Source organism: Serratia sp. Ae19-1, from assembly GCF_059801225.1.
This window is the reverse complement of record NZ_JBCHWD010000003.1, coordinates 513,059-537,036: the sequence shown is the minus strand read 5'-3', so window position 1 is coordinate 537,036 and position 23,978 is coordinate 513,059. Positions and strand designations below refer to the sequence as shown.

Sequence of the window (23,978 nt, the reverse complement as noted above, 5' to 3'; positions counted from 1 at the left end):
CTTCGATGCCATTTTTACACTGTAAATCATCGACATTGTTTATTCATCTAACGGGCGTCAATAGCGTGATCGGGGTGACACCCTGGGCGTGGGAGAAACGGATGGACTTCAGTAAACGGCAGTTTTTGCAACGGCTGGGCGTATTGACGGCGGGGGCTTCGCTGGTCCCCGTGGCGGAGGCCGGGCTGACGTTGGCGCCGACGCGGCGCGAGGGGGATGCTCGCCGTCGCTACGCGATGCTGATCGATCTGCGGCGCTGCGTCGGGTGCCAGGCCTGTACCGTCAGCTGCGCCATTGAAAACCAGACGCCGCACGGCGAGTTTCGCACCACGGTAAACCAGTACCAGGTCAGCCTCGAAGGGGAAGCGGTGGCGACCAACGTGCTGCTGCCCAGGCTGTGCAACCACTGCGACAACCCGCCCTGCGTGCCGGTATGCCCGGTACAGGCCACCTTCCAGCGCGAGGACGGGATCGTGGTTGTCGACAACACACGCTGCGTCGGATGCGCCTATTGCGTGCAGGCCTGTCCGTACGACGCCCGCTTTATCAATCACGCCACCCAAACGGCGGACAAATGCACCTTCTGCGTGCACCGGCTGGAGGCGGGATTGTTGCCGGCGTGCGTGGAGTCATGCGTGGGGGGCGCGCGGATCATCGGCGACATGCACGATCCGCACAGCACGTTGAGCAAGATGCTGCGGCGCCATGAGGCCGAGATCAAAGTTCTCAAGCCGGAAAACCACACCGCGCCCCACGTGTTTTATCTGGGGCTGGATGAAGCCTTCGTTACGCCGCTGCCGGGGCGGGCGCAGGTCGCCTTATGGGGAGAGAGACGATGAGTCGCCAACTGACGATCGCAGAAGTGTTGAGCCAACCGCAGGCGGTTAGCTGGCTGCCGTGGGCCGTGCAATATTTCTTCTTTATCGGCATCGCCGCCTGCGCCGCGCTGCTGGCCTGCGCATGGCGCTGGCGCGGTGGAGAGAATGCCGCACACCTGGAGCGCGTGGCGCTGTTTATCGGGCTGACGTGCGCCATCACCGCGCCGCTGGCGCTGACCGCAGACCTGCATCAAACCGCCCGCTTCTGGCATTTCTATGCCTATCCGACGCCCTGGTCGTGGATGCCGTGGGGCGCGCTGTTTTTGCCGCTGTTTACCCTGCTGATCGGCCTGTGGTTTCTCGCGCTCGAATTCACGCGGCTGACGGGCAGACCGGTTGCGCTGCTGCGCGGGGTTGCGCCCGCCTGCGCGCTGGTGGCTATCGGCCTGCTGCTGTACACCGGGCGAGAGGTTTCCGTCGTGCGCGCCCGCCCGATCTGGTTCAGCTACGGATTTCCTATCGTCATGTTGCTCAGCGCGCTGCAGGCGCTCTTGGCCTTGTTGCTGCTGGCGATGCGCGAACGGCCCGGTCTGCAGGCGCCGCTGGCGCGTGGAATGCTGCTGACGCTGTTGCTGCTCGGCGGGGCGATTCTGTTGTGGGTGTGCGGCGATACGTTATCCGGCGCGGCGGTACGTCATTGGCTGCGGACGCAGGCGATAGCGCGCCATTATGCCGCTGGATGGATCGCGTTATGGGGGCTGACGCTGGCGTGCGCCGCCTGGGGCGCCTATCGGCGCTTGCCGCGCGGCGGTGCGCCGCTGCTGGTGGCCGGTGCTCTGGGGCTGAGTTGGCTGATGCGCTGGACGCTGTTGATCGAGGTGCAAACCATCCCGAAATACAACGCGTCTTCTTCCCCCTACAGCCTGCCGCTGGGCACCGATGGCTTGCTGGCGATCGTCGGCACCTTTGGGTTGTGGCTGGCGTTAATGATCATGGTGCGTGAAGCACAGGCGTTTTTACTGCGGAGAAAACAACATGGCTAAACTCACCCGGCGTCAGTGGTTGAAAGTGGGCCTGGCCTTCGGCGGGTTGTCCGCCTTTGGCTTGAGCTATCGCGAGGTCGCCAAACGGGCGATCGACGGCTTGATCCACGGCACCTCTGGGCGCGTGACGCGGGATCGCATCAACGGCAACTCTCTGCCGCCCGAAGGGCGGGCGGCGCCGGAATGGCAAAGCAATCCGCAGCAGGCCATCTCGATGACCCAATGTTTCGGCTGCTGGACGCAGTGCGGCGTGCGGGTGAGGGTGGATCGGCAGACCGACCGGGTGCTGCGCATTGCCGGCAACCCTTATCATCCGCTGTCTCAGGAGCGGCACGTCGATTCCGCCTTGCCTCTGCAGGAGGCGCTGGCGCAGCTGGGTGGCGAAAGCGGTCTCGATGCCCGTTCCACCGCCTGTGCGCGCGGCGCCACGCTGCTGGAGGGCCTTTACAGCCCGCTGCGCGTACTGGAGCCGATGAAGCGCGTCGGCAAACGCGGCGAAGGCAAGTGGCAGCGCATCAGTTTTGAGCAGCTGATCGAGGAAGTGGTGGAGGGCGGCGATCTGTTCGGCGAAGGACCGGTGGACGGTCTGCGGGCGATCCGCGATCTGGAAACGCCGATCGACGCCCGGCAGCCGGGGCTGGGGCCGAAAGCCAATCAGCTGCTGGTGACCAACGCCGGTGACGACGGGCGCGACAGCTTCCTGCGGCGCTTCGCCCAGAACAGTTTCGGCAGCAAGAATTTCGGCGCGCACGGCGCTTACTGCGGGCTGGCCTACCGCGCCGGCTCCGGTGCGTTGATGAACGATCTGGATAAGAACCCGCACGTGAAACCAGACTGGGAACAGGTCGAATTCGCGCTGTTTATCGGCACCTCACCGGCGCAGTCCGGCAACCCGTTCAAGCGCCAGGCCCGGCAACTGGCTAGCGCCAGGCTGCGCAGCGAGTTCCGCTATGCGGTGGTGGCGCCGGCGCTGCCGCTGACCACTACGTTGGCGGACGATCATGGTCATTGGATCCCGGTGTTGCCGGGCACCGACTCGGCGCTGGCGATGGCGATGATCCGTTGGATCCTCGACAACCGGCGCTATCAAGCCGACTATCTCGCCATCCCGTCAGAGGCTGCCATGCAACGCGCCGGCGAGAAGAGCTGGACCAACGCCACGCATCTGGTGATCGCCGAGAGCGAGCATCCGTTGGCGGGCCAACATCTGACGCTCGCCCATCTGAACGGCGCAGGGTCGGCATCGCCGCTGGTGGTCAACGGTGCGGGCGAGCTGGTGGCGGCCGAGACGTGCGACAGCGCCGAGCTGTGGGTAACGCGCAGGGTGACGCTGCACGACGGTGCGCAGGTGGCGGTGAAGAGCGGCTTTCAGTGTTTGAAAGAGGCTGCCGACAAGCTTTCGCCAGAGGCGTACAGCCGAGAATGCGGCGTGCCGGTGGCGCGCATTGCGGCGCTGGCCGAGGCTTTTACCGCCCATGGGCGCAAGGCGGCGGTGATCGCTCATGGCGGGATGATGGCGGCAAACGGGTTTTATAATACCTGGTCGGTGATGATGCTCAATGTGCTGATCGGCAATCTGAGCCTGGCGGGCGGGGTGTTCGTCGGCGGCGGTAAATTTAACGGCTTCGCCGAAGGGCCACGCTATAACCTGGCTGAGTTTCCCGGTCTGGTGAAACCAAAGGGGCTGAATATCGCGCGCAGCAAGGCTGCCTATGAAGCCTCGGACGAATACCGCGAAAAAGTGGCGGCGGGCATTTCGCCCTGGCCGGCCAAAGCGCCCTGGTATCCGTTCGTCGCCGGGCAGTTGACCGAGCTGCTGACCTCGGCGTTGGCGGGGTATCCCTACGGGCTGAAAGCCTGGATCTCGAACATGACCAATCCCTTGTACGGTATCGCCGGTTTGCGCGGCGTGGCGGAGGAACGGCTCAAAGATCCGGCGCGTTTGCCGCTGTTTATCGCTATCGATGCGTTTATCAATGAAACGACGGCGTTGGCCGACTATATCATCCCGGATACCCATAACTTTGAGAGTTGGGGATTTAGCGCTCCCTGGGGCGGCGTCGCCAGCAAGGCCACCACCGCGCGCTGGCCGATAGTGACGCCGGCGACCGCTAAAACGGCGCAAGGGCAACCGATCTCCATGGAGGCGTTTTGCATCGCCGTCGCCAAACGCCTGGCGTTGCCGGGCTTCGGCGATCGGGCGATCGGCGACGGCCAGGGGGGGCTGCTGCCGCTCAACCGCGCCGAGGATTATTATCTGCGCGCCGCCGCCAACGTCGCGTTTGCCGGCAAGGCGCCGGTGCCGGCTGCGAGGGCGGAAGAGCTGGCGCTAAGCGGCGTCGATCGCTTGTTGCCGCAGCTGGCGCAGACGCTGCGCCCCGATGAAATCGACCGCGTAGCGTTTATCTACAGCCGCGGCGGCCGGTTCGCCGCTCATGACAGCGGCCGCCGCGACGGCAGCGTGGGCAATCGCTGGGAGAAACCGCTGCAGATCTGGAACGCGGAAGTGGCGAAGCACCGGCATGCGATCACCGGCGAACGTTTCAGCGGTTGCCCAACCTGCTATCCGGCGCGTTTGTCGGATGGCCGCGCGGTGGAAGAACTCTACCCGCAACGGCAGTGGCCGCTGCGCCTGATGTCCTTCAAATCCAATGTGATGAGCAGCTCCACTGCGGTGATCCGGCGCCTGCACGACGTGAAACCGGTGAACCTGGTGGCGTTAAACCCGGCGGATGGGGCGCGTTTCGGCATTCAACACGGCGACCAGGTGCGCATCAGCACGCCGGGCGGCAGCCGGGAGGCGCAGATCAGTTTACTGGCGGGCGTGATGCCCGGCGTGATTGCGGTGGAACACGGCTACGGCCACCGCGAGATGGGGGCCAGCCAGCACTATCTGGACGGTGAGCCGCTGGCGATGGATGAGCGCATCGCCGCCGGCATCAACCTCAACGATCTGGGGTTTGCCGATCCGACGCGCGAAGTGCCGAACACCTGGCTGGATTGGGTGACCGGCGCGGCGGTGCGGCAGGGCATCCCGGCGGCGATCGTTAAACTGCCCGCGTAAACGGCAGGCGAAAAACTGAATTAGCGAGGGTTAATTTATAGTTAATTCTATTCTTTAACCCAAAACTGAACGTCATGCCTGTGTTATGGATTTTTTTTATGGGGTTTATTTTTTAAGTTTTCTATAAATACTTAATGCGGCGTAAACAAAGGAGCAGTAGGTGACAACGATAATCACAAGTTTTGACAAATTCTCGGGTGCAGAAAACCACGGTTGGTAACCTATTACCCCGGCGCCACTCAGAAAAAAAGAACCGGCCAGGATGGATAAAAAGACAATTAATGAACTGATAATCCTTGTCACCGTTTTAGTCCTGTCTGATATTGTAATGTTATGCTCTTGAAGGTAAAGTCAAACCTTACAAGAAGCGCCTATTGAGTTGTTGCAATTGTTTTTACTGCCTGCATTGCTACTCTGCCCCCCATTGGAACCTTGATTATTGAAGCAACCGCCAGCTATTGCGCCGCCGACAAGCCCAACAGCGAGACCCGGTACTCCTCCGAGCGATCCTGCAATCATCCCACCGATAATGCCGTTATTACAATTGGTTATGGCATCACCTTGTTTTGAGTAATAGTTACTGTTGCTATTGTTACTTCCCCCACTTTTCCCGTTGCTAGTTCTGCCACCATTGTCAACACGGTCACCGCCATTATTGCCGCGGCCACCAACAATATAATTCAGCATTGAAAAATCAATAACTTTCATAAGCAACTCCTTTTGATTTCTAAGTTTATCTTGCACAAACCTTTGTAAGGCTTTTTATGATTAACGCTTTTTATTGGACGGGTCAAGTTTAAATTAATGATGAATAACTATCGCGAAGTATTATTCGGTTAAGTATAAAGGTGTTCAATGAATTAACTCTTTCGATGAGACTTTAGTTCTCCGGTGCCATGGTTTGCTATTTGGCTTTGCCCTCAAAAAATAGGAGTAAGCCTTTGCAGGGATTGAGTTTTACTGGATGCAACTGCATACCCATGAAGGCACGGTAACAGGAATTTTGACGCCGAGACAATTTTATGAGGAGCAAGAAATGTCTGGAAAAAATAAAAACAGTTAGCCCCTGCGCATAAAAACGGGCAAGATTCGCTCAGTAAACTGACGAGGTTATTTGCGATATCACATTCAACTATGTATCGAGCGCTGATTAACAGCAAGCCTGATATTTAGCGAATTGTTAACGACATAATAGGGCAAAAGCCAACGCCCCTTATTTCTTTAAGGAAGAAAAACGGTGTTTCGCCAGGAAGCGATCGGTAACCAGAAATTGAAATGGCGCGGCCGGGCATTGCTGTTGCCCGGTATTCCCGTTTGGTTCACCGCGGGGCTGTGCCTGTTTTTTCTCATTGCTTTTCTCACCTTCGTGATCGCCGGTACCTATACCCGGCGGGTCAACGTGACCGGTGAGATCAGCACCTATCCCCGTGCCGCGAACGTTTACTCCACGGTTCAAGGGGTAGTGATCAAACAATTTGTCACCGAAGGGCAACGGATCGCCGCCGGGGCGGCCATTTACCAGATTGACGTCAGCAAAAGCACCCGCAGCGGAGTGGTCAGCGATAACCAGCAGCGGGATATCGATGGCCAGCTGGCGCGCATTGCGCAAATCATCAGCCGGCTGGAAAGCAGCAAGCAGGCCACGCTGACTATGTTGGAAAAACAGAAGGCGCAATATACCGCCGCATTTACCCGCTCCACCGATATCCTCCAGCGTGCCCAGGAAGGGATACGCATCATGAAGGAGAACATGGAGAACTATCGGCACTATCAGACCAAGGGGCTGATCAACAAGGATCAGCTCACCAACCAGGTCGCGCTGTATTACCAGCAGCAGAACAACCTGCTGGGGCTTTCCGGCCAGAACGAACAGAATGCGCTGCAGATCACCGCGCTGGAAAGCCAGATCCAGACCCAGGCCGCTGAATTTGACAACCAGATCTACCAGATGGAGCTGCAGCGCTACGAGCTGCAAAAGGAGCGGCAAAACATCGATGCCACTGGCGATATTATCGTTCGCGCGCTGGCCGGCGGCCGCATCGATTCGCTGAGCGTCACGGTTGGCCAGATGGTGAACGTCGGCGACAGTCTGCTGCAGGTACTCCCCCACGACATCGATCGCTATGCTCTGGTGCTGTGGGTACCTAACGACGCCATCCCTTACATTGCTGCCGGTGATCGGGTCAATATGCGTTATGACGCCTTTCCGGCGGAGAAGTTCGGCCAGTTTGCCGGTACGGTATCCGTCATTTCCAAAGCCCCGGCCTCACCGCAGGAAATGCTGACCTATCAGGGGGCGCCCAAAGCGGCGCTGACCGCCGCTGTGCCTTACTACAAAGTGATCGTCATTCCGGAAAAACAGGCCATTGCCTATGACGGTAAGCGTCTGAGCCTGGAAAACGGCATGAAAGCGCAAAGCACTCTGTTTCTGGAGAAAAGGCCGGTTTATCAATGGATGTTGTCGCCGTTCTACGACATGAAACACAGCGCGACGGGGCCGGTCAATGAATAAGCCAACATTCAAACAACGGGTCAGCCAGCTAGATCTGCGGCTGCGCCACCGGGTTCCGATGGTGCACCAGACCGAGTCGTCGGAATGTGGGCTGGCCTGTTTGGCGATGATCTGCGGTTATTACGGCAAAAACATCGACCTGATCGCGCTGCGCCGGCAGTTCAATCTGTCAACCCGCGGTGCAACGCTGGTTGGGCTGATCGGTATCGCCGAACAGCTGGGGTTGAGCACCCGCCCCTTGTCGCTGGATCTGGACGAACTTGGCGCGCTGAAACTGCCCTGCATTCTGCACTGGGAGTTCAACCATTTCGTGGTGCTGGTTAGCGTCAAAGGTCACCACGCGGTGCTGCACGATCCGGCGCGCGGGCGGCGGGCGGTCAGCCTGGCGGAGCTGTCGCACAGTTTCACCGGCGTAGCGCTTGAGACCTGGCCCGGCAGCGCCTTTACCGCCGACAGCGTTCGCCACCGCATTCACCTGCGTACGCTGATTGGCAGCGTACACGGTCTCAAGGGGGCGCTTGGCAAAATCTTTTGCCTGTCTCTGGTGTTCGAAACCATCAACCTGGTGATGCCCATCGGCACGCAGCTGGTGATGGATCACGCTATTCCCGCCGGGGACCGCGGGTTGCTGACGCTCATCTGCGTTGGGCTGATGCTGTTCATCCTGTTGCGGGCCGCCATTGGCATGGTGCGCGCCTGGGCCGGACTGGTCATGTCGACGCTCATCAACATGCAGTGGCAATCCGGCCTGTTTACTCACCTGTTGCGCCTGCCGCTCGGCTACTTTGAACGGCGTAAGCTGGGTGACATTCAGTCGCGCTTCGGCTCACTGGATACGCTGCGCAGCACCTTCACCACCAGTATTGTCGGCGCCATCATGGACGGCATCATGGTGATTGGCGTGCTGGTGATGATGGTGCTGTATGGGGACTGGTTGACCTGGGTGGTGATCGCGTTCACCGCGCTCTATGTGCTGATGCGCCTGCTGACCTATGGATATTACCGCCAGCTGTCCGAAGAAGCGCTGGTGAGAAATGCCCGCGCCGGTTCCTATTTTATGGAGACGCTGTACGGTATCGCTACCGTCAAAATGCAGGGCATGGCGGAGCGCCGTATCGCCCACTGGCTCAATCTTGAAATCGACACCATCAATACCGGTATCCGGATCACCAAAATGGATATGCTGTTTGGCGGGATCAACACTTTCGTGGCGGCCTGTGACCAGGTCGTCATACTGTGGCTAGGGACCCGTCTGGTGATCGATAATCAGATGACCCTCGGTATGTTCGTCGCGTTCGGCGCCTTTCGGGGGCAGTTCTCCGACCGCATAGGGTCGCTGACGGAATTTTTGCTGCAGCTACGCATGATGAGCCTGCATAACGAACGCATTGCCGATATCGCCCTGCATCCACGGGAAGACCGCAAGCCCGACCTCCCATATATCTCGAAAATGCAACCAATGGGATTGTCCACCCATGCCCTGAGCTATCGATACGACAGCCAGTCACCGGCGGTCTTTGATGCTTTGGATATCAACGTTGCACCGGGAGAAAGCGTGGCCATCGTGGGCCCGTCCGGGGCTGGCAAGACCACGCTGATGAAGGTGCTGTGCGGGCTGTTTCCCCCGGATTCAGGGCGGGTTGAGGTGAACGGCGTCGATATCCGGCAGCTCGGCATCAACAACTATCACAAGATGATCGCCTGCGTGATGCAGGACGACAAGCTGTTCTCCGGCTCGATCCGGGAAAATATCTGCGGGTTCGCGGACGAGATGGATGATGCCTGGATGGAAACCTGTGCCCGCGCCAGCTATCTGCATGAGGTGATCATGCGCATGCCGATGGGGTACGAAACCCTGATCGGCGAACTGGGGGAAGGGTTGTCCGGTGGGCAGAAGCAACGCCTGTTTATTGCCCGAGCCATTTACAAGAAACCGGCGATTTTGTTCCTGGATGAGGCGACCAGTGCGCTGGACAAGGACAGTGAAGCGAAGGTGAATCAGGCGATTAAGACACTCCGCATTACGCGGGTGATTATTGCCCACCGCGAAACCACCATTGCCTCGGTCGATCGCGTCATCGTTCTGACCCACAAGGCGGCTCAATGAACAAGTTACGCCTTGTATGCACGCTGACCTGTTTTTCATTGGTTCTGTGCATGATGGGCTTGACCTTTTACCCCAGGCGACTGGACGATAAGATTGCACACACGGTGTTCATTCTGCTGGCTCAGCACTTAGGTGGCTATATTCTGGGGAGCAGGAAAGCAGAAAGCTGGATGATCGATAAGCGGTAAGGGACGGCATGTTTTGGGCGAACACGCTCTTGTTGGTCTTTCTTGCTCCCGTTTACGAAGAAATGGTATTCAGAGGGTACCTTTTCAGTGGGTTGTTGCAGGTATTCAAAGGCAATATCTATTGGTCTACGCTCACGACGTCATTTGTCTTTGCCATTCTGCATACTCAGTATCCGGATATACGCATGTTAGTTGGTGTCGCTACTGTTATTGCTGCACGTATTTTGTCGAGGGGAGTGGCTATGCCGGTACTGCTACATATGCAGATGAATGGCTTTATCATGGTAACTGGCTATTACTTTTCATAGCGCCAGCATTGAAAACAAGGCATCCATCAATCTTTCCTGAGTCTCAGTACATTTTTTTTCCACCACTCACTGGTCACAAAGACATAACCTAACGCGATAATGGCTGAATAACACAGGGTTTTTATGACAAAGACAGATTTAAATTCAGCTCCTTGAAAAATGTTTGCTACGGTAAAACAAAATAGAAAAAGTAAGAAAACTCGGATAAATTTCTTCATAACGAAATGAGCTCCTGCTTAGAGTGGCCGGGATATATCCGCGGCCATCATCGAATTACCAGTGGCATTGTCCATTAACACTGTTTTTGTTGCTATCACCGCCAAAGGCACCACGATCGTTACCACCATTGTTGCTGTGAGTGGCATTCCATGCGGCATCAAAACCAGCCCCACCAAGAACACCACCGACTACGGTACCCACAATAGCGCCTAAGGGGGCTCCCGGCCCAGTGACCAACGCGCCGATAGCACCTCCGGCCGCCGCAGCTGCCGCTTGGGCTGCATCACGCCCAGAATCGTGGCCACGATTACTGCCACCATTGTTGTTGACTCGGCCACCACCGTCACGGTTATCCGCAAAATTCCCTGCGCCAGAAACGAAATTTAGCATTGAAGAATCAATAACTTTCATAAACAACTCCTTTTGATTATTTGATTGATACTATGTAAGCCTTCGTAAGGCTCTTTATAATTAGCTCTTTTCCACAATCGAATCAATGTTTATATTAATGACTGCTTACTCTGTTATGTGACATATTAAAATGTTTTGGAATAGGGACATCCCATGAAGAAAACTTTTTGGATAAAATCTTGGTTCTCTGGGGCTACGACTTACACATGCCTCGATCTCAGCAAGCATATAGGGGACGACTTCCTTTGTGGCGCAATTTGGCCGCAGCTGGTAGGCATTGTACTCATATTTATCATTTGCTTCGGCGCGCGTGCCAAAATGAATGAATTAAGTTAGGCAACCGCCTTAAAGGGAGGCTTAAAATTAACAAAAGGGAATTCGCACTCATTATGCTACGGAGGGGCTTCGCACCCTGTCTGCGCTCGGCTCAAACCTCCTTCGGAGATTCTCATCCTCTCAGCGTGCAGACGAAAAAAAACCTGCTGTAACAGCAGGTTTTCTTGAATTTGGTCGGCATGAGAGGATTATGCGCATCTTCGATGCTTGCCCTGCGGGCCGTTGCTAAAGCAACGTGGTCTCACTACGCTCGGCTCAAACCTCCTTCGGAGATTCTCATCCTCTCAGCGTGCAGACGAAAAAAAACCTGCTGTAACAGCAGGTTTTCTTAAATTTGGTCGGCATGAGAGGATTCGAACCTCCGACCCCCGACACCCCATGACGGTGCGCTACCAGGCTGCGCTACATGCCGACGCTATGAAAAATCATACTACCGATTCCCGATGTTAATGCAAGCGCCTCGCCACTTGATTGCTTTAGTTTTAAGCAGTTAGTTGGCGATAAAGCGTTTTACATCGGTCAGCACCTGCAGCAGCAGAGCAAGCTGCGGTTTCTCGTCTTTTATTTCCTCGCCGTTCTGATCGTAGACGCGATAGTTGCCGCTGTTGTCCAGCATCAGCGTCTGCGTCGGCGTGGTGATCACCAGCTGGTTGTTGTCACCGGTGGCAATCCAGTTGTTGCGGCGCTGAGCGGTGAACAGATCCTCGCCCTGCGAATAGTCTTTCGGCGTGGTCTTCACGTGCAGCAACCGTTGCATCAGGGTACGCATCACGTCGTTATGGCCGGTCAGCTTGTTGATGGTCTGCGCCGGCGTACCCGGCCAGTGGATCACCAGCGGCACCTGCAGCTGCGCCTGATTGAAGGCGGTGCCGGCGCCCCATTGCCCTTTGCCGCTGTCGTTGAACTCGACGCCGTGCTCGGCGGTGATCACCACCACGGTTTTATCCAGCAGGCCGCGTTGTTTCAGGGTGTCCAGAACCTGGGCTATCTGAGCGTCCACGTCTTGCGCGCCGCTGCGATAGCGCTGGATAAAGTCGGCCGGCGCCGGAGTTTTGTCGCCTTCGGCCGGCTCAGCGCCGCTGAAGTTGATATAAGAGAACCATGGCTCTTTATCGCCCTGATCCGTCAGCCAACGTTGCCACTGCTGCGTGGTCTGCGCGTCGCTTTGCGGCGCCGGCGTCGGCAGCGAGAAGTCGGTCAACAGAGCCTGACGGTACAGGCTGGCGTTGAAGCCGTCGGACGAGAACAGCCCCAGTTGGTAGCCCTGATCGCCGAGCGCGTTGATCAGCGCCGACGGTTTGCGGCCGGCGAGCACGCTGTCCAGATAGGTCGGAGAAATGCCGTAGAACAGGCCGAACAGCCCGGTGTCGGCGTGGTTGCCCGAGCTATAGTGATCGCTGAAACGCACGTTTTCCTGGGCGAAACGCGTCAACGTTGGCATGTCCTGCGCCACGTCTTTGGCGCGAATGCCGTCCACCACGATCATCAGCAGGTTATAGCCGCTACCCTTATCGCTGTAGCTGAGATCGCTGAGCGGATACTCGACCGCCACCGCTTCCGGATTGCCCTGTTGCACCAGGCGGCGCTCATATTCTTGCTGGTCGAGCAGGCCGTGTTTCTCGAGGAATTTGCGCGCGGTCATCGGGTACGAGAGCGGCAGGTTGGCCCGCTGCATGGTGATCGGGCGATAGAAGTTGGCGTCGGCCCAGATGTAAATCAGGTGCGAAGCGAAAAAGGCGCTGATAAACAGCGCCGCCAGCGGCTTGCCGAACCGGCGTCGGTTCAGGCTGCGCAGCTTCTGCCAGCTCCAGGTGCCGAACAGCATCTCCACCAGGAAGATCACCGGCACGCAGATAAACATCAGCTGCCAATCGCGCGACAGCTCGCTTTGGTCCGGGTTGACCACCAGATCCCACACTACCGGATTGAGGTGCAGGTGGAAATGAGAGAACACCTCGCTGTCGACCAGCAACAGCGTGAGCCCGGCGGTGGCCAACGCGGCGGAAATAAATCGCAACAGCCGCTGCGACATCACCACGAAGGTGAGCGGGAAGATCACCAGCAAATAGCCGGCGAACACGATAAAGCTGAAATGCCCCAGCAGGCTGACTAGAGCATAGACCCGGCCCAGCAGGGAAGCGGGCCAGTCGGTGACAAACAGGTAGCGGCTGCCCAGCCCAAGGGCGAGCAGGATGTTGAATAAGGCGAACCAGTGCCCCCAGCTGATCATCTGGGAGACTTTTTCACGATAACGCTGACGGTTTGTCACCATAAGTCAATATTAATGCGCTTTATCTTCACGGACAGAAGCCTGCAGGGCTTCCGCGAACGATCTCGCCAGGGTTTTCCGCTGCGCGGGGGCAACGCTGGTGTTGATCAAATTAGTGACCATGTTGCCCAGCACCATCAGGGAAAGATCGGTGGGGGTATGGTGTTTTTCCAGAACATTGACCAGCTCTGAGAGCAGTTGTTCAACGTGTTCGTCACTGTAACGGGATGATTGTGGCATAAAATTGCGCTTAGTAATCTGCAAAGTGCTCTATCTTACCGTATAGGACAGTGATTTTCCGCTCTTTTATCACTTCCTGTCATTCGGATCCGCGATAGTCGGCGGCGAGGCGGCCCATCGCCGCGCCTTTCCGGTTTGCCGCGGTTTTTAGTATTGCAGGGCGGGGCCTTCAGTGTTTGAATACGCGCCTAAAGAACAGGAGGATTTACCATGAGTCTGGATATCGACCAGATCGCTCTGCATCAATTGGTGAAACGCGACGAGCAAACGCTGGACGTGGTGCTGCGCGATTCCTTGCTGCCCAACAACGCGGCGGTGGAAGAAATGATGGCGGAACTGCATCGCGTTTACAGCGCCAAGAGCAAGGCTTTAGGCCTGTTCAACGAAGGCAGCGAGCTGGCGGAGGCGCTGCGCACCTGCCGCAAGGACGATAAGGACTTTCTGGCCTTCAGCCGTGCGGCAACCGGTCGCCTGCGCGACGAACTGGCGAAGTATCCGTTCGCTGAAGGCGGCGTGGTGCTGTTCGGTCAATACCGTTATCTGGCGGTGGAGTATCTGCTGATCGCGGTGCTGAACAGCCGCAACAGCATGCGCGTCAACGAAGAGCTGGATATCAACACCACGCACTATCTGGATATCAACAACGCCGATATCGTCGCGCGCATCGATCTGACCGAGTGGGAAACCAACCCGGAATCGACCCGCTATCTGACCTTCCTGCGCGGGCGCGTGGGCCGCAAGGTCGCCGACTTCTTTATGGATTTCCTGGCGGCGTCCGAAGGGTTGGACACCAAGGCGCAAAACCGCGGGCTGCTGCAGGCGGTAGACGACTACTGCGCCGATGCGCAACTGGACAAGAATGAGCGCCAGTCGGTGCGCCAGCAAGTTTACAGCTACTGCAACGAACAGTTGCAGGCAGGCGAAGAGATCGAACTGCAGGCGTTGTCGCAGGAGCTGTCGCCGGTCGGCGAGAAAGACTTCATGCAGTTTTCCAGCGAGCAAGGGTATGAGCTGGAAGAGAGCTTCCCGGCGGATCGCGGCACTTTGCGCCAGCTGACCAAATTCGCCGGCAGCGGCGGCGGCATCAGCCTGAACTTCGACGCCATGCTGCTTGGCGAGCGCATTTTCTGGGATGCGGCTACCGACACGCTGACCATCAAAGGCACGCCGCCGAACCTGCGCGATCAGCTGCAGCGCCGGACCGGCAGCGGCAAGTAAGCTTGCCGAATCGCAGACAATAAAAAACGCCGCAATTGCGGCGTTCTTTATTTCGGCGTCCCGAAAGGTTCGAAAACGTAGCGATTAAACGCGAACGAAGTCGATGTGAGCCAGTTTTGGCTTGAACGGGTGACGCTGTACAGCCTGAACCTTAACTTTGGTTTCTTTACCGTCGATAACCAGAGTTACTGCTTCGCTGTAGAATTCTGGTTTAGCTTCCATGTTCTTAACAGAATCATGGTCCAATTCGATGGAAACTGCAGCTTCTTTGCCACCGTAAACGATAGCTGGGAATTTGTTTGCTGCACGCAGGCGGCGGCTCGCACCTTTACCCTGGTCTTTACGTACTTCTGCATTGATAGTGAACATTGTTTTTTCTCTTAAAAGAAAATTTACCCTGCTACAGGCGACCCAAGTAGCAAGTTCGGAATTCCGCTTTAACGCTGGGCAGGCCCAGGTAAAGCGCGCGGCATTTTAACGGAAAGCCGCCCGCAGGGCAACGAAAACCTGCCCAGATTGAGGGCCGTTCGCTCAGGCCAACTGATTGGCGCGGCGGAAACGGCCTTGATAATCGAACACTTTCTCACGCACCTGCCAAAACTGCCCGCGCTTGCGCGCCACCACGAAATCCGGATGGCGCAGCGCCTGCTGTTGCGCCAGCACGTCGGCGGCGGTGTGCCAGGCGAACGGCACGCCCGGCGCGCGCTGGTGCGGGCGCAGGAACAGCATCTCGAACGCTTTGCGCTGCGCCGGCGTCTGCAGGCGGAAGCGCTCGCTGGTGCTGGTGCCGTCCTCGTCGTAATAGGTGGCCTTCAGCCATTCGCCCTTGTCGTCGCGGCCACTTTGCAACTCCATGCCGCCGCAGCGCAGCACCAGCGCGTCTTTCAGCTTCAGCGCCGCCTTCAGCATGTCGTCGGGATCGACCAACACCTCCTGACACTGATGGCAACGGCGCGCGGCGATGTCGTTCTCCGCGCCGCAGTGTGGGCAGCTCTTGAACCGGAAGCGGTAATCGCACTGTTCGCGGTGGCCGTCGTCGTCCTCCAGCCAGCCCTGGCAGCGGCGGCCATAGTGTTCGATGATGTCGCCATTTTCGGTGCACTTGCCCCAGAACAGGTTGGCGAAACCGCAGGCCGGGCAGAACACCTGCACCGGCTGGCTGTCGCCGTGCGGTTTGCTGACGCCGACCTCCGGCGTAAACAGATCGTGCGGGTTGCCGGCGTAGTCGAGGATCAGGCAATCCTTTTTGTCGGGCGCCAAACGCAGCCCGCGTCCGACGATCTGCTGATACAGGCTGACGGACTCGGTGGGGCGCAGGATAGCGATCAGGTCGACGTGCGGCGCGTCGAAGCCGGTGGTTAACACCGCCACGTTGACCAGATAGCGCAGATGCTGCTGTTTGAACGCCTCGATCAGCGCATCGCGCTCGGCGGGCGGCGTTTCGGCGCTGACCAGAGCGGCTTCGCCGTTCGGCAGCAGGTCGTGGATCTCGCGGGCGTGCTCGACGGTGGCGGCGAAAATCATCACCCCTTTACGATCTTCGGCGTACTCCACGATCTGGCTGATGATGTGCGGCGTGACGCGGTTTTGCCGCTTCAGCTCGCGGTTCAGGTCCGCTTCGCTGAACAGGCCGTTGCTCCTGGCCTCCAGCCGGCTGAAATCGTACTGCACGATCGGCATGTCCAGCCGCTCCGGCGGCACCAGAAAGCCGTGTTTAATCATATAGCGCAGCGGCAGCTCGTAGATGCAGTCGCGAAACAGGCTGGCGCCGTCGCCGCGGGTGAAACCGTGGTAGTGATATTGGTAAATCCAGCCCTTGCCCAGCCGGTAGGGGGTGGCGGTCAGCCCCAGCAACCGCAATTGCGGGTTGGTTTTCTGCAAGTGCTGAATGATTTGCTGGTACTGGCTGTCGTCGTCGTCGCCGATGCGATGGCATTCATCGACAATCAGCAGCGAAAAGGCGCCGTCGAACAACGGCAGGTTGCGCGCCACCGACTGCACGCTGCCGAACACCACCTTGCCGGCGCTCTCTTTTTGCTGCAGGCCGGCGGCGAAGATGTCCGCCTCCAGGCCGTAGGCGCAGTATTTGGCGTGGTTTTGCGCCACCAGCTCCTTGACGTGCGCCAACACCAGCACCCGCCCGCGGGCGCGCTTCGCCAGCTCGGCGATCACCAGGCTTTTGCCGGCGCCGGTCGGCAGCACGATCAGCGCCGGTTCGGGATGCCGCCGGAAATGGTTAATGGTGGCTTCGACCGCTTCCAGTTGGTAGGGGCGTAGGGTAAAGGCCATAAATGAACGCCGTAGGTTGGAATGGGCCGCCGGGTGCCGGTTTTGTCACCGCTGTTCCCACAGAAATCGTGACATTTTACACGCTGGGCGGCCGAAAAATTTCTATTATTATGCCTTCCCGGCGCGCGCGGTGCGAGAGGCGTGAAAATTACCCCTGTCGGGCAACGCGTTGTGTCGCTATACTCGTGCAACAGCAATCGCTGTTCCCCCACGCGATTTCCCCCTTGAACCTGCCATTTGCACCCGGTGCAACGGCGGGGGCGTCATATTTTGGCAATACGATCAATGCGATCATAACAACGACAGGCAAAGCAGATCCCATGCGACTGGACAAGTTTTTATCTCAGCAGTTAGGCATCAGCCGTGCGCTGGTAGCGCGCGAACTTCGGGCTAAACGCGTTACCGTGGACGGTGAAATAGCGAAGAGCGGGGCGCTCAAACTGACCCCGGAGCAAGAGGTGGCGTTCGATGGCAACCCGCTGCAGCAGCAGAACGGCCCACGCTATTTCATGCTCAACAAACCGCAGGGCTACGTTTGCTCCACCGACGATCCCGATCATCCGACGGTGCTGTATTTCCTCGATGAGCCGGTCGCGTACAAACTGCACGCCGCCGGGCGGCTGGACATCGATACCACCGGGCTGGTGCTGATGACCGACGACGGCCAGTGGTCGCACCGCGTCACGTCGCCGCGTCACCACTGCGAGAAAACCTATCTGGTGACGCTGGAGCACCCGCTGGCGGAAGACACCGCGCAACGTTTCGCCGAAGGGGTGCAACTGCACAACGAGAAAGATCTGACGCGGCCGGCGACGCTGGAGCAGGTTGACGAGCATGTGGTGCGTCTGACCATCAGCGAAGGGCGCTACCATCAGGTGAAGCGGATGTTCGCCGCCGTCGGCAACCGGGTGATCGAGTTGCACCGCGAGCGCATCGGCGGCATCGTGCTGGATGACGACCTGGCGCCGGGGGAATACCGCCCCCTGACCGAAGAAGAGATCGCCAGCGTGGGCGCGCCGCACTTGCAGGGCGGATAAACGATCATTGATTGCGGCCGATTAAGGAGTCGTAGAACGTGCAACAGAACCGAACCTCTCATCTCGGTTTGATTTTCATTCTGGGCCTGTTGTCCATGTTGATGCCGTTGGCCATCGACATGTACCTGCCCAGTATGCCGGTGATCGCCGCCCAGTTTGGCGTCGAGTCTGGCAGCGTGCAGATGACGCTCAGCGCTTATATGCTCGGCTTCGCCTTCGGTCAGCTGTTCTATGGGCCGATGTCGGACAGCATCGGCCGCAAACCGGTGATCCTGTGGGGGACGCTGATCTTCGCCATCGCCGGTTGCGCCTGCGCCATGGCGCAGTCGATCGATCAGTTGATCGGGCTGCGTTTCCTGCACGGCCTGGCCGCCGCCGCCGCCAGCGTGGTGATCAACGCCCTGATGCGCGACATGTTCACCAAGGACGAGTTTTCGCGCATGATGTCGTTCGTCATTCTGGTGATGACCATCGCGCCGCTGCTGGCACCGATGATCGGTGGTGCGCTGCTGCTGTGGTTCAGCTGGCACGCCATCTTCTGGACCATGGGCGCCGCGGCGTTGATCGGTTCACTGCTGGTGGCCTTGTTCATCAAGGAGACGTTGCCGAAAGAGCGGCGACAGCGCTTCCACCTGCGCACCACGCTGGGCAACTTCGGTTCGCTGTTCCGGCACAAGCGGGTGCTGAGCTACATGCTGGCCAGCGCCTTCTCGTTCGCCGGCATGTTCTCGTTCCTCAGCGCCGGGCCGTTCGTCTACATTGAACTGAACCACGTTTCGCCGCAGCACTTCGGTTACTACTTTGCGCTGAACATCGTCTTCCTGTTCCTGACGACGCTGATCAACAGCCGCAACGTGCGGCGATTCGGCGCGGTCAAGATGTTCAAACTGGGGCTGTTGGTGCAGCTGGCGATGGGGCTGTGGCTGCTGGCGGTGAGCGCCATTGGGCTGGGTTTCTGGGCGCTGGTGATCGGCGTTGCGGTCTATCTGGGGTGCATCGCGATGATCTCGTCCAACGCCATGGCGGTGATCCTGGACGATTTTCCGCATATGGCGGGTACTGCCTCTTCCCTGGCTGGCACGCTGCGTTTCAGCATCGGCGCGCTGGTGGGCGCGGTGCTGTCGATGGCGCCAGGCAAAAGCGCCTGGCCTATGGTCACTTCGATGGCGCTGTGCAGCATTGTGGCGGTGCTGTTCTACCTGTACGCCAGCCGGCCGCGCGATCGCGCGGTCTGACGTTCTCCGGGAGCGGGGCGCGCAGCCCCGTTTCATCATGAGGTTGCGCCCTGCCATTTCATCGTGCAACCGGCAATGAAAATTTTGTTGCTAAATATACGCTAGCTAATCAATTGGCCATTTTCTCACCTGTGTGCTTTTTGTTAAAAATAACCGCTGCCGCGCCGCCCGATATCGGCCGGGCGGCGCGGCGTTCTACCGGCTGGCTGAAGTGGGTGATTTGTATTAGGAGCAATGTAAATCAACCTATTAGCGCCATGGCGTGCGCTAATTAGACAGGGGAAATGTTTCCTCAATGTAAAAATATGGCGACGAAAAAGTAGTCGCATTGCAAGAAAAAAGAGTTGAGATCGCGGCGGGAAAGGGTTACATATAACGCAAAAATGCGAGCTGAGTCGCAAAATGCCGTGAAATAACACCGCACGGCGCGCCAGAAAATGGCACGGCATCGGCTCGCACGGGGTAATGTTAATGGCTTGCGGCAAAATTTACATTTAAATAACATTTGTGCGCGGCAGAGTCGGGAGTCAACGGCTATAACTTAGTTACCCTGTCAGGTAAACGTGTTTCACCTTTTCAAACTAGGGATTTCATGTGGAGAGTATCCAACTTTCGGTAGTGCATCGCTTGCCGCAAAGTTATCGTTGGCTATCCGGTTTCACCGGCGTGAAGGTCGAACCGCTTCCGTTTAACGGAATAGACGAGGATAACAACCTGATTGGGCTGAAGTTGCTCAGCCATGAAGGCGCCGAGGCCTGGCAGGTGATGCAACAGCTTAATCTGTCGCTGCAGGAGATTCAGGTCGACTGCGCGATCGTCGAATGGGAAGGGGAGCCTTGCCTGTTCGTACAGCGCAGCGACGAGAGCGCGACGATGTGCCGCCTGAAAAACGTCGGCGCCGCCATCGCCGAACCGCTTAGCGCACAATACCCCTTCTGACTTCGCCGCTAATCCGCCAACTGCAGCAGTTGTCGGGTATAGTCGGCAGCAGGCGCCGCGAAAATGGCCCGGCAGTCCCCTTGCTCAACCACTTCCCCCTGTCGCAGCACGATGACCTGGTGGCAAAGCGAACGCACCACCTGCAGGTCATGGCTGATGAACAGATAAGCCAGCCGATGGCGTTGCTGCAGCGATTTCAGCAGCGTCAGGATCTGCGCCTGCACCGATTTATCCAGTGAAGAGGTCGGCTCGTCGAGGATCAGCAGCTGCGGCTGCAGGATCAGCGCGCGCGCGATGGCGATACGCTGGCGCTGACCGCCGGAAAACTCGGTAGGGTAACGATGGCGCAGCTGCGGATCCAGGCCGACCTCCTGCAACACCTCGATCACGCGCTGCTCCCGCTGCTCGGCGCTAAGCCGCTGGTGCACTTCCAACCCTTCGGCGATGATCTGCTGCACGTTCAGGCGCGGGTTCAGGGCGGAGTAGGGATCCTGGAAGACGATTTGCATCCGGCTGCGGTAGGGCAACATCTGCTTCATCGTGAGCGGGTGCAACGGTTCGCCGTCGAACCAGATGGCGCCCTGCGAGGCCAGCAGACGCAATAGCGCCAACCCGGTGGTGCTTTTACCCGATCCTGATTCCCCCACCAGCCCCACGCTTTCCCCGGCGCGCAACTCGAAGCTCAACGATTTCAGCGCATAGTGATAATCCACCGTGCGGCGCAGCAGGCCGCGCCGGATGGGGAAGCGTACCTGCAGACCTTCCACCTTGAGCAGCGGCCGCTCGTCGCCGGGGCGCGCGGTGGGCAGCGGCAGCGGTTCACCGACGTCTTCGGCGGCCAGCAGCTGCTGCGTGTAGGGATGCTGCGGCCGGCTGAACAGCTGTGCGCGGCCGTTTTGCTCCACGCAGCGCCCCTGGCGCATCACCGCCACGTTGTCCGCCAGGCGGCGCACGATATTCAGGTTATGAGTGATGAACAGCAGCCCCATGCCCATTTCTTGTTTCAATTCTTGCAGCAGCGTCAGGATCTGCGCCTGGATAGTCACGTCGAGCGCGGTGGTGGGCTCGTCGGCAATCAGCAGTTTCGGGCGGGTCAATACCGCCATGGCTATCATCACCCGCTGGCGTTCGCCGCCGGACAGCTGATGCGGGTAGTCCTGCAATCGGCTCTTGGCCTGGCGGATGCCGACGCGCTCCAGACACTCGACGATCTCGGCGCGCGCGGCCTCGCGCCGCAGGCCGCGGTGCAGCATCAGCACTTCCGCCAGTTGCTTTTCGATGGTGTGCAGCGGGTTGAGTGACACCATCGGCTCCTGAAAGATCATCGCGATCTGGTTGCCGCGCACCTTGCGCAGCGCCGCTTCCGGCGCATGCAGCAACGAGTCGCCGTTAAACAGGATATCGCCGGCAGGATAGACCACCGGCGGCGCGGGCAGCAGGCGCAGTATCGACAGGGCGGTGACGCTTTTGCCGGAGCCGGATTCTCCCACCAACGCCAGCGTTTCCGCCGGCGCTATTTGCAGCGACAGTTCATTGACTACCGGCGTGAGGCTGTCGCCCTGGCGGAAGGCGATGCTGAGATCCTGGATAGCGAGCAGAGGAGTGGCCATATCAATGCGCCTTGCTGGGGTCAAAGGCGTCGCGCACTGCTTCGCCGATAAAGATTAATAACGACAGCAGTACCGCCAATACCAGGAAGGCGGTGATGCCGAGCCACGGCGCCTGCAGATTGTTTTTGCCTTGCAGCAGCAGTTCGCCGAGCGACGGCGAACCTATCGGCAGGCCGAAGCCGAGAAAATCGAGCGACGTCAGGGTGGTGATCGAGCCGCAGAGGATAAACGGCAGGAAGGTCAGCGTTGCCACCATGGCGTTGGGCAGCATATGGCGGGACATGATGACCCGATCCGGCACGCCCATGGCGCGCGCGGCGCGGATATAGTCATAGTTGCGGGTGCGCAGAAACTCGGCGCGCACCACGCCCACCAGGCTCATCCAGCCGAACAGGATAGTGATGCCGAGCAGCCACCAGAAATTGGGCTGAATGATGCTCGACAGCAGAATGATCAGAAACAGCGTCGGCATGCCCGACCACACTTCGATAAAGCGTTGCCCCCACAGATCGAAGCGCCCGCCGTAATATCCCTGCGTCGCGCCGACGCACACGCCGATCAGGCTGGAAAACAGCGTCAGCGCCAGGCCGAACAGCATCGAAATGCGAAAACCGTACAGCACACGAGCGAGCACGTCGCCGCCGTTGCTGTCGGTGCCGAGCAGATTGTGGCGCGAAGGCGGCGAGGGGAAGGGCACCTCGGTGGCGAAATTGATGGTGTCGTAACTGAAGCGGATCGGCGCCCAAACTGCCCAGCCGTGCCGTTCGATCTGCCGCTGCACGAACGGATCCTGATAGTCGGCTTCGGTACTCAGCTCGCCGCCGAACGCGGTTTCGCTGTAGTTGATCATAAACGGCAGATACAGCCGGCCTTCATAACGCACCAACAGCGGTTTGTCGTTGGCGATCAGATCGGCGGCCAGGCTGAGGGTGAACAGCACCAAGAAGATCCACAGCGACCAGTAACCGCGGCGGTTGCGGCGAAAACGCGCCCAGCGTGCCTGGTTGATCGGGCTAAGGCGGCTCATTGGCGGGCCTCGAAGTCAATGCGCGGATCGACCAGGGTGTAGGTGATATCGCTGAGGATATTCAACAGCAGGCCGATCAGAGTGAAGATATACAGCGTGCCGAACATCACCGGGTAGTCGCGCTGCAGTGTGGCATCGTAGCCCAGCAACCCCAGGCCGTTGAGCGAGAACATCACTTCGATCAGCAGCGAGCCGGTGAAGAACATGCTGATAAAGGTGGCCGGAAAACCGGCGATCACCAGCAGCATGGCGTTGCGGAACACGTGGCGATAGAGGATTTTTTTCTCGTCCAGCCCCTTGGCGCGGGCGGTGGTGACGTATTGTTTGCGGATCTCGTCGAGGAATGAGTTCTTGGTCAGCATGGTCAGGGTGGCGAAACCGCCGATCACCGTCGCCAGCACCGGCAGCGTGATGTGCCACAGGTAGTCGGCGATTTTCGCCGGCCACGAGAGGGTGTCGAAGTTGCTCGACACCAGGCCGCGCAGCGGGAACCAGTCCAGGTAGCTGCCGCCGGCGAACAGCACGATCATCAGAATGGCGAACAGAAAAGCCGGAATGGCGTAGCCGATGATGATCAGCGTGCTGCTCCAGGTATCGAACGCGCTGCCGTTGTGGACGGCCTTGCGGATGCCGAGCGGGATCGACACCAGATAGATGATCAGCGTGCTCCACAGGCCCAGCGTGATGGAGACCGGCAGGCTCTGGCCGATCAGCTGCATCACTGAAGCGCCGCGAAACAGGCTGTCGCCGAAGTCGAAGCGCATATAGTTCCACAGCATGGTGAAGTAGCGCTCGTGCAGCGGTTTGTCGAAGCCGAAACGCTTAGTGATCTCGGCGATCACCTCCGGATCCAAGCCGCGCGAACCGCGATATTGGCCTTCAGTTGCGGCGGGAACGCCGGCCCGAGCATGGCCCAGGCCTTCATTCACGCCGCCGCTGCCAAAACCGCTGCCAAAACCGCTGCCCTGGCCCAGTTCGATGGCGGCGATGGCCTGATCGACCGGGCCGCCGGGGGCGATTTGCACGATAAAAAAGTTGATGGTGATGATCGCCCACAGCGTGGGGATCACCAGTAACAGTCTGCGTATCAGATAGGCTGCCATTCCGA

20 protein-coding genes, 1 tRNA gene and 1 other RNA gene are annotated in these 23,978 nt (G+C 58.7%); 11 read left to right on the top strand and 11 right to left on the bottom strand.

Annotated elements, in window-relative coordinates:
- The first annotated feature begins 101 nt into the window (after window positions 1-101).
- The 3 genes from ttrB to ttrA are packed head-to-tail and all read left to right on the top strand — an operon-like array spanning window position 102 to window position 4,925.
- Window positions 102-839, top strand: a complete 738-nt coding sequence (gene ttrB, locus AAIE04_RS12710) for a tetrathionate reductase subunit TtrB (RefSeq protein WP_498577059.1) — start codon at window positions 102-104, stop codon at window positions 837-839.
- Entirely contained in the window at window positions 836-1,861 is a 1,026-nt protein-coding gene (gene ttrC, locus AAIE04_RS12705) for a tetrathionate reductase subunit TtrC (RefSeq protein ID WP_498577058.1), read from the top strand. The genes ttrB and ttrC overlap by 4 nt, the downstream gene beginning before the upstream one ends.
- Window positions 1,854-4,925: a tetrathionate reductase subunit TtrA gene (gene ttrA, locus AAIE04_RS12700; RefSeq protein ID WP_498577057.1), complete on the top strand. Its 3,072-nt coding sequence runs from the start codon at window positions 1,854-1,856 to the stop codon at window positions 4,923-4,925. The genes ttrC and ttrA overlap by 8 nt, the downstream gene beginning before the upstream one ends.
- Window positions 4,926-5,276: 351 nt before the next feature.
- Here ttrA and AAIE04_RS12695 read toward each other — a convergent pair whose 3' ends face one another.
- The gene (locus AAIE04_RS12695) at window positions 5,277-5,633 is read right to left on the bottom strand and encodes a hypothetical protein (protein ID WP_498577056.1); all 357 of its coding nucleotides are present in this window, start codon (window positions 5,631-5,633) and stop codon (window positions 5,277-5,279) included.
- 529 nt (window positions 5,634-6,162) lie between these two features.
- Here AAIE04_RS12695 and AAIE04_RS12690 point away from each other — a divergent pair.
- Genes AAIE04_RS12690 through AAIE04_RS12675 form a run of 4 tightly spaced genes read left to right on the top strand, consistent with a single transcriptional unit; the run spans window position 6,163 to window position 10,040 of the window.
- Window positions 6,163-7,437, top strand: a complete 1,275-nt coding sequence (locus tag AAIE04_RS12690; protein WP_498577055.1) for an HlyD family secretion protein — start codon at window positions 6,163-6,165, stop codon at window positions 7,435-7,437.
- Window positions 7,430-9,544, top strand: a complete 2,115-nt coding sequence (locus AAIE04_RS12685; RefSeq protein WP_498577054.1) for a peptidase domain-containing ABC transporter — start codon at window positions 7,430-7,432, stop codon at window positions 9,542-9,544. Before AAIE04_RS12690 ends, AAIE04_RS12685 begins: the two co-directional genes overlap by 8 nt.
- The gene (locus tag AAIE04_RS12680; protein WP_498577053.1) at window positions 9,541-9,732 is read left to right on the top strand and encodes a hypothetical protein; all 192 of its coding nucleotides are present in this window, start codon (window positions 9,541-9,543) and stop codon (window positions 9,730-9,732) included. Before AAIE04_RS12685 ends, AAIE04_RS12680 begins: the two co-directional genes overlap by 4 nt.
- An 8-nt stretch (window positions 9,733-9,740) precedes the next feature.
- Complete coding sequence (locus tag AAIE04_RS12675; protein WP_498577052.1) at window positions 9,741-10,040, top strand: CPBP family intramembrane glutamic endopeptidase; 300 nt, start codon at window positions 9,741-9,743, stop codon at window positions 10,038-10,040.
- Window positions 10,041-10,313: 273 nt separating this feature from the next.
- Here AAIE04_RS12675 and AAIE04_RS12670 read toward each other — a convergent pair whose 3' ends face one another.
- From AAIE04_RS12670 to AAIE04_RS12650, 5 genes are all read right to left on the bottom strand, one after another.
- A complete protein-coding gene (locus AAIE04_RS12670; RefSeq protein ID WP_498577051.1) occupies window positions 10,314-10,670 on the bottom strand; it encodes a hypothetical protein in 357 nt (118 codons plus the stop codon).
- A gap of 507 nt (window positions 10,671-11,177) precedes the next feature.
- A non-coding RNA gene (locus AAIE04_RS12665) (RtT sRNA) lies at window positions 11,178-11,307 on the bottom strand.
- A 34-nt stretch (window positions 11,308-11,341) separates the two neighbouring features.
- A tRNA-Pro gene (locus AAIE04_RS12660) sits at window positions 11,342-11,418 on the bottom strand.
- 78 nt (window positions 11,419-11,496) lie between these two features.
- The gene (yejM, locus tag AAIE04_RS12655; RefSeq protein WP_498577050.1) at window positions 11,497-13,278 is read right to left on the bottom strand and encodes an LPS biosynthesis-modulating metalloenzyme YejM; all 1,782 of its coding nucleotides are present in this window, start codon (window positions 13,276-13,278) and stop codon (window positions 11,497-11,499) included.
- Window positions 13,279-13,287: 9 nt separating this feature from the next.
- Window positions 13,288-13,515 carry a YejL family protein gene (locus AAIE04_RS12650; RefSeq protein ID WP_004935782.1) on the bottom strand — a complete coding sequence of 76 codons (228 nt, stop codon included), beginning with the start codon at window positions 13,513-13,515 and terminating at the stop codon, window positions 13,288-13,290.
- Between the two features lie 210 nt (window positions 13,516-13,725).
- On the opposite strand from AAIE04_RS12650, the gene yejK reads away from it, so the two are divergent.
- Complete coding sequence (yejK, locus tag AAIE04_RS12645) at window positions 13,726-14,733, top strand: nucleoid-associated protein YejK (protein WP_019453646.1); 1,008 nt, start codon at window positions 13,726-13,728, stop codon at window positions 14,731-14,733.
- Between the two features lie 84 nt (window positions 14,734-14,817).
- Here yejK and rplY read toward each other — a convergent pair whose 3' ends face one another.
- On the bottom strand, window positions 14,818-15,102 hold the full coding sequence (gene rplY / locus AAIE04_RS12640; protein WP_004935776.1) for a 50S ribosomal protein L25: 285 nt from the start codon (window positions 15,100-15,102) through the stop codon (window positions 14,818-14,820).
- Window positions 15,103-15,264: 162 nt separating this feature from the next.
- Entirely contained in the window at window positions 15,265-17,022 is a 1,758-nt protein-coding gene (gene radD, locus AAIE04_RS12635) for a DNA repair helicase RadD (RefSeq protein ID WP_498577049.1), read from the bottom strand.
- A gap of 320 nt (window positions 17,023-17,342) precedes the next feature.
- Here radD and rsuA point away from each other — a divergent pair, with 320 nt between their 5' ends.
- The 3 genes from rsuA (at window position 17,343) to AAIE04_RS12620 (ending at window position 20,233) form a co-directional block, all read left to right on the top strand.
- Window positions 17,343-18,059: a 16S rRNA pseudouridine(516) synthase RsuA gene (rsuA, locus tag AAIE04_RS12630; RefSeq protein WP_019453643.1), complete on the top strand. Its 717-nt coding sequence runs from the start codon at window positions 17,343-17,345 to the stop codon at window positions 18,057-18,059.
- A 38-nt stretch (window positions 18,060-18,097) separates the two neighbouring features.
- Window positions 18,098-19,294 (top strand): Bcr/CflA family multidrug efflux MFS transporter, encoded by a 1,197-nt coding sequence (locus tag AAIE04_RS12625; protein WP_019453642.1) that lies wholly within the window; start codon window positions 18,098-18,100, stop codon window positions 19,292-19,294.
- A 594-nt stretch (window positions 19,295-19,888) separates the two neighbouring features.
- The gene (locus AAIE04_RS12620) at window positions 19,889-20,233 is read left to right on the top strand and encodes a YejG family protein (protein ID WP_025160182.1); all 345 of its coding nucleotides are present in this window, start codon (window positions 19,889-19,891) and stop codon (window positions 20,231-20,233) included.
- 8 nt (window positions 20,234-20,241) lie between these two features.
- Here AAIE04_RS12620 and yejF read toward each other — a convergent pair whose 3' ends face one another.
- From yejF to AAIE04_RS12605, 3 genes are read right to left on the bottom strand one after another with little or no spacing between them, the layout of a single operon-like run.
- The gene (gene yejF / locus AAIE04_RS12615) at window positions 20,242-21,843 is read right to left on the bottom strand and encodes a microcin C ABC transporter ATP-binding protein YejF (protein WP_019453640.1); all 1,602 of its coding nucleotides are present in this window, start codon (window positions 21,841-21,843) and stop codon (window positions 20,242-20,244) included.
- Between the two features lies 1 nt (window position 21,844).
- On the bottom strand, window positions 21,845-22,870 hold the full coding sequence (locus AAIE04_RS12610) for an ABC transporter permease (RefSeq protein WP_498577048.1): 1,026 nt from the start codon (window positions 22,868-22,870) through the stop codon (window positions 21,845-21,847).
- Window positions 22,867-23,973, bottom strand: a complete 1,107-nt coding sequence (locus tag AAIE04_RS12605) for a microcin C ABC transporter permease YejB (protein WP_498577047.1) — start codon at window positions 23,971-23,973, stop codon at window positions 22,867-22,869. The genes AAIE04_RS12610 and AAIE04_RS12605 overlap by 4 nt, the downstream gene beginning before the upstream one ends.
- Between the last annotated feature and the right edge of the window lie 5 nt (window positions 23,974-23,978).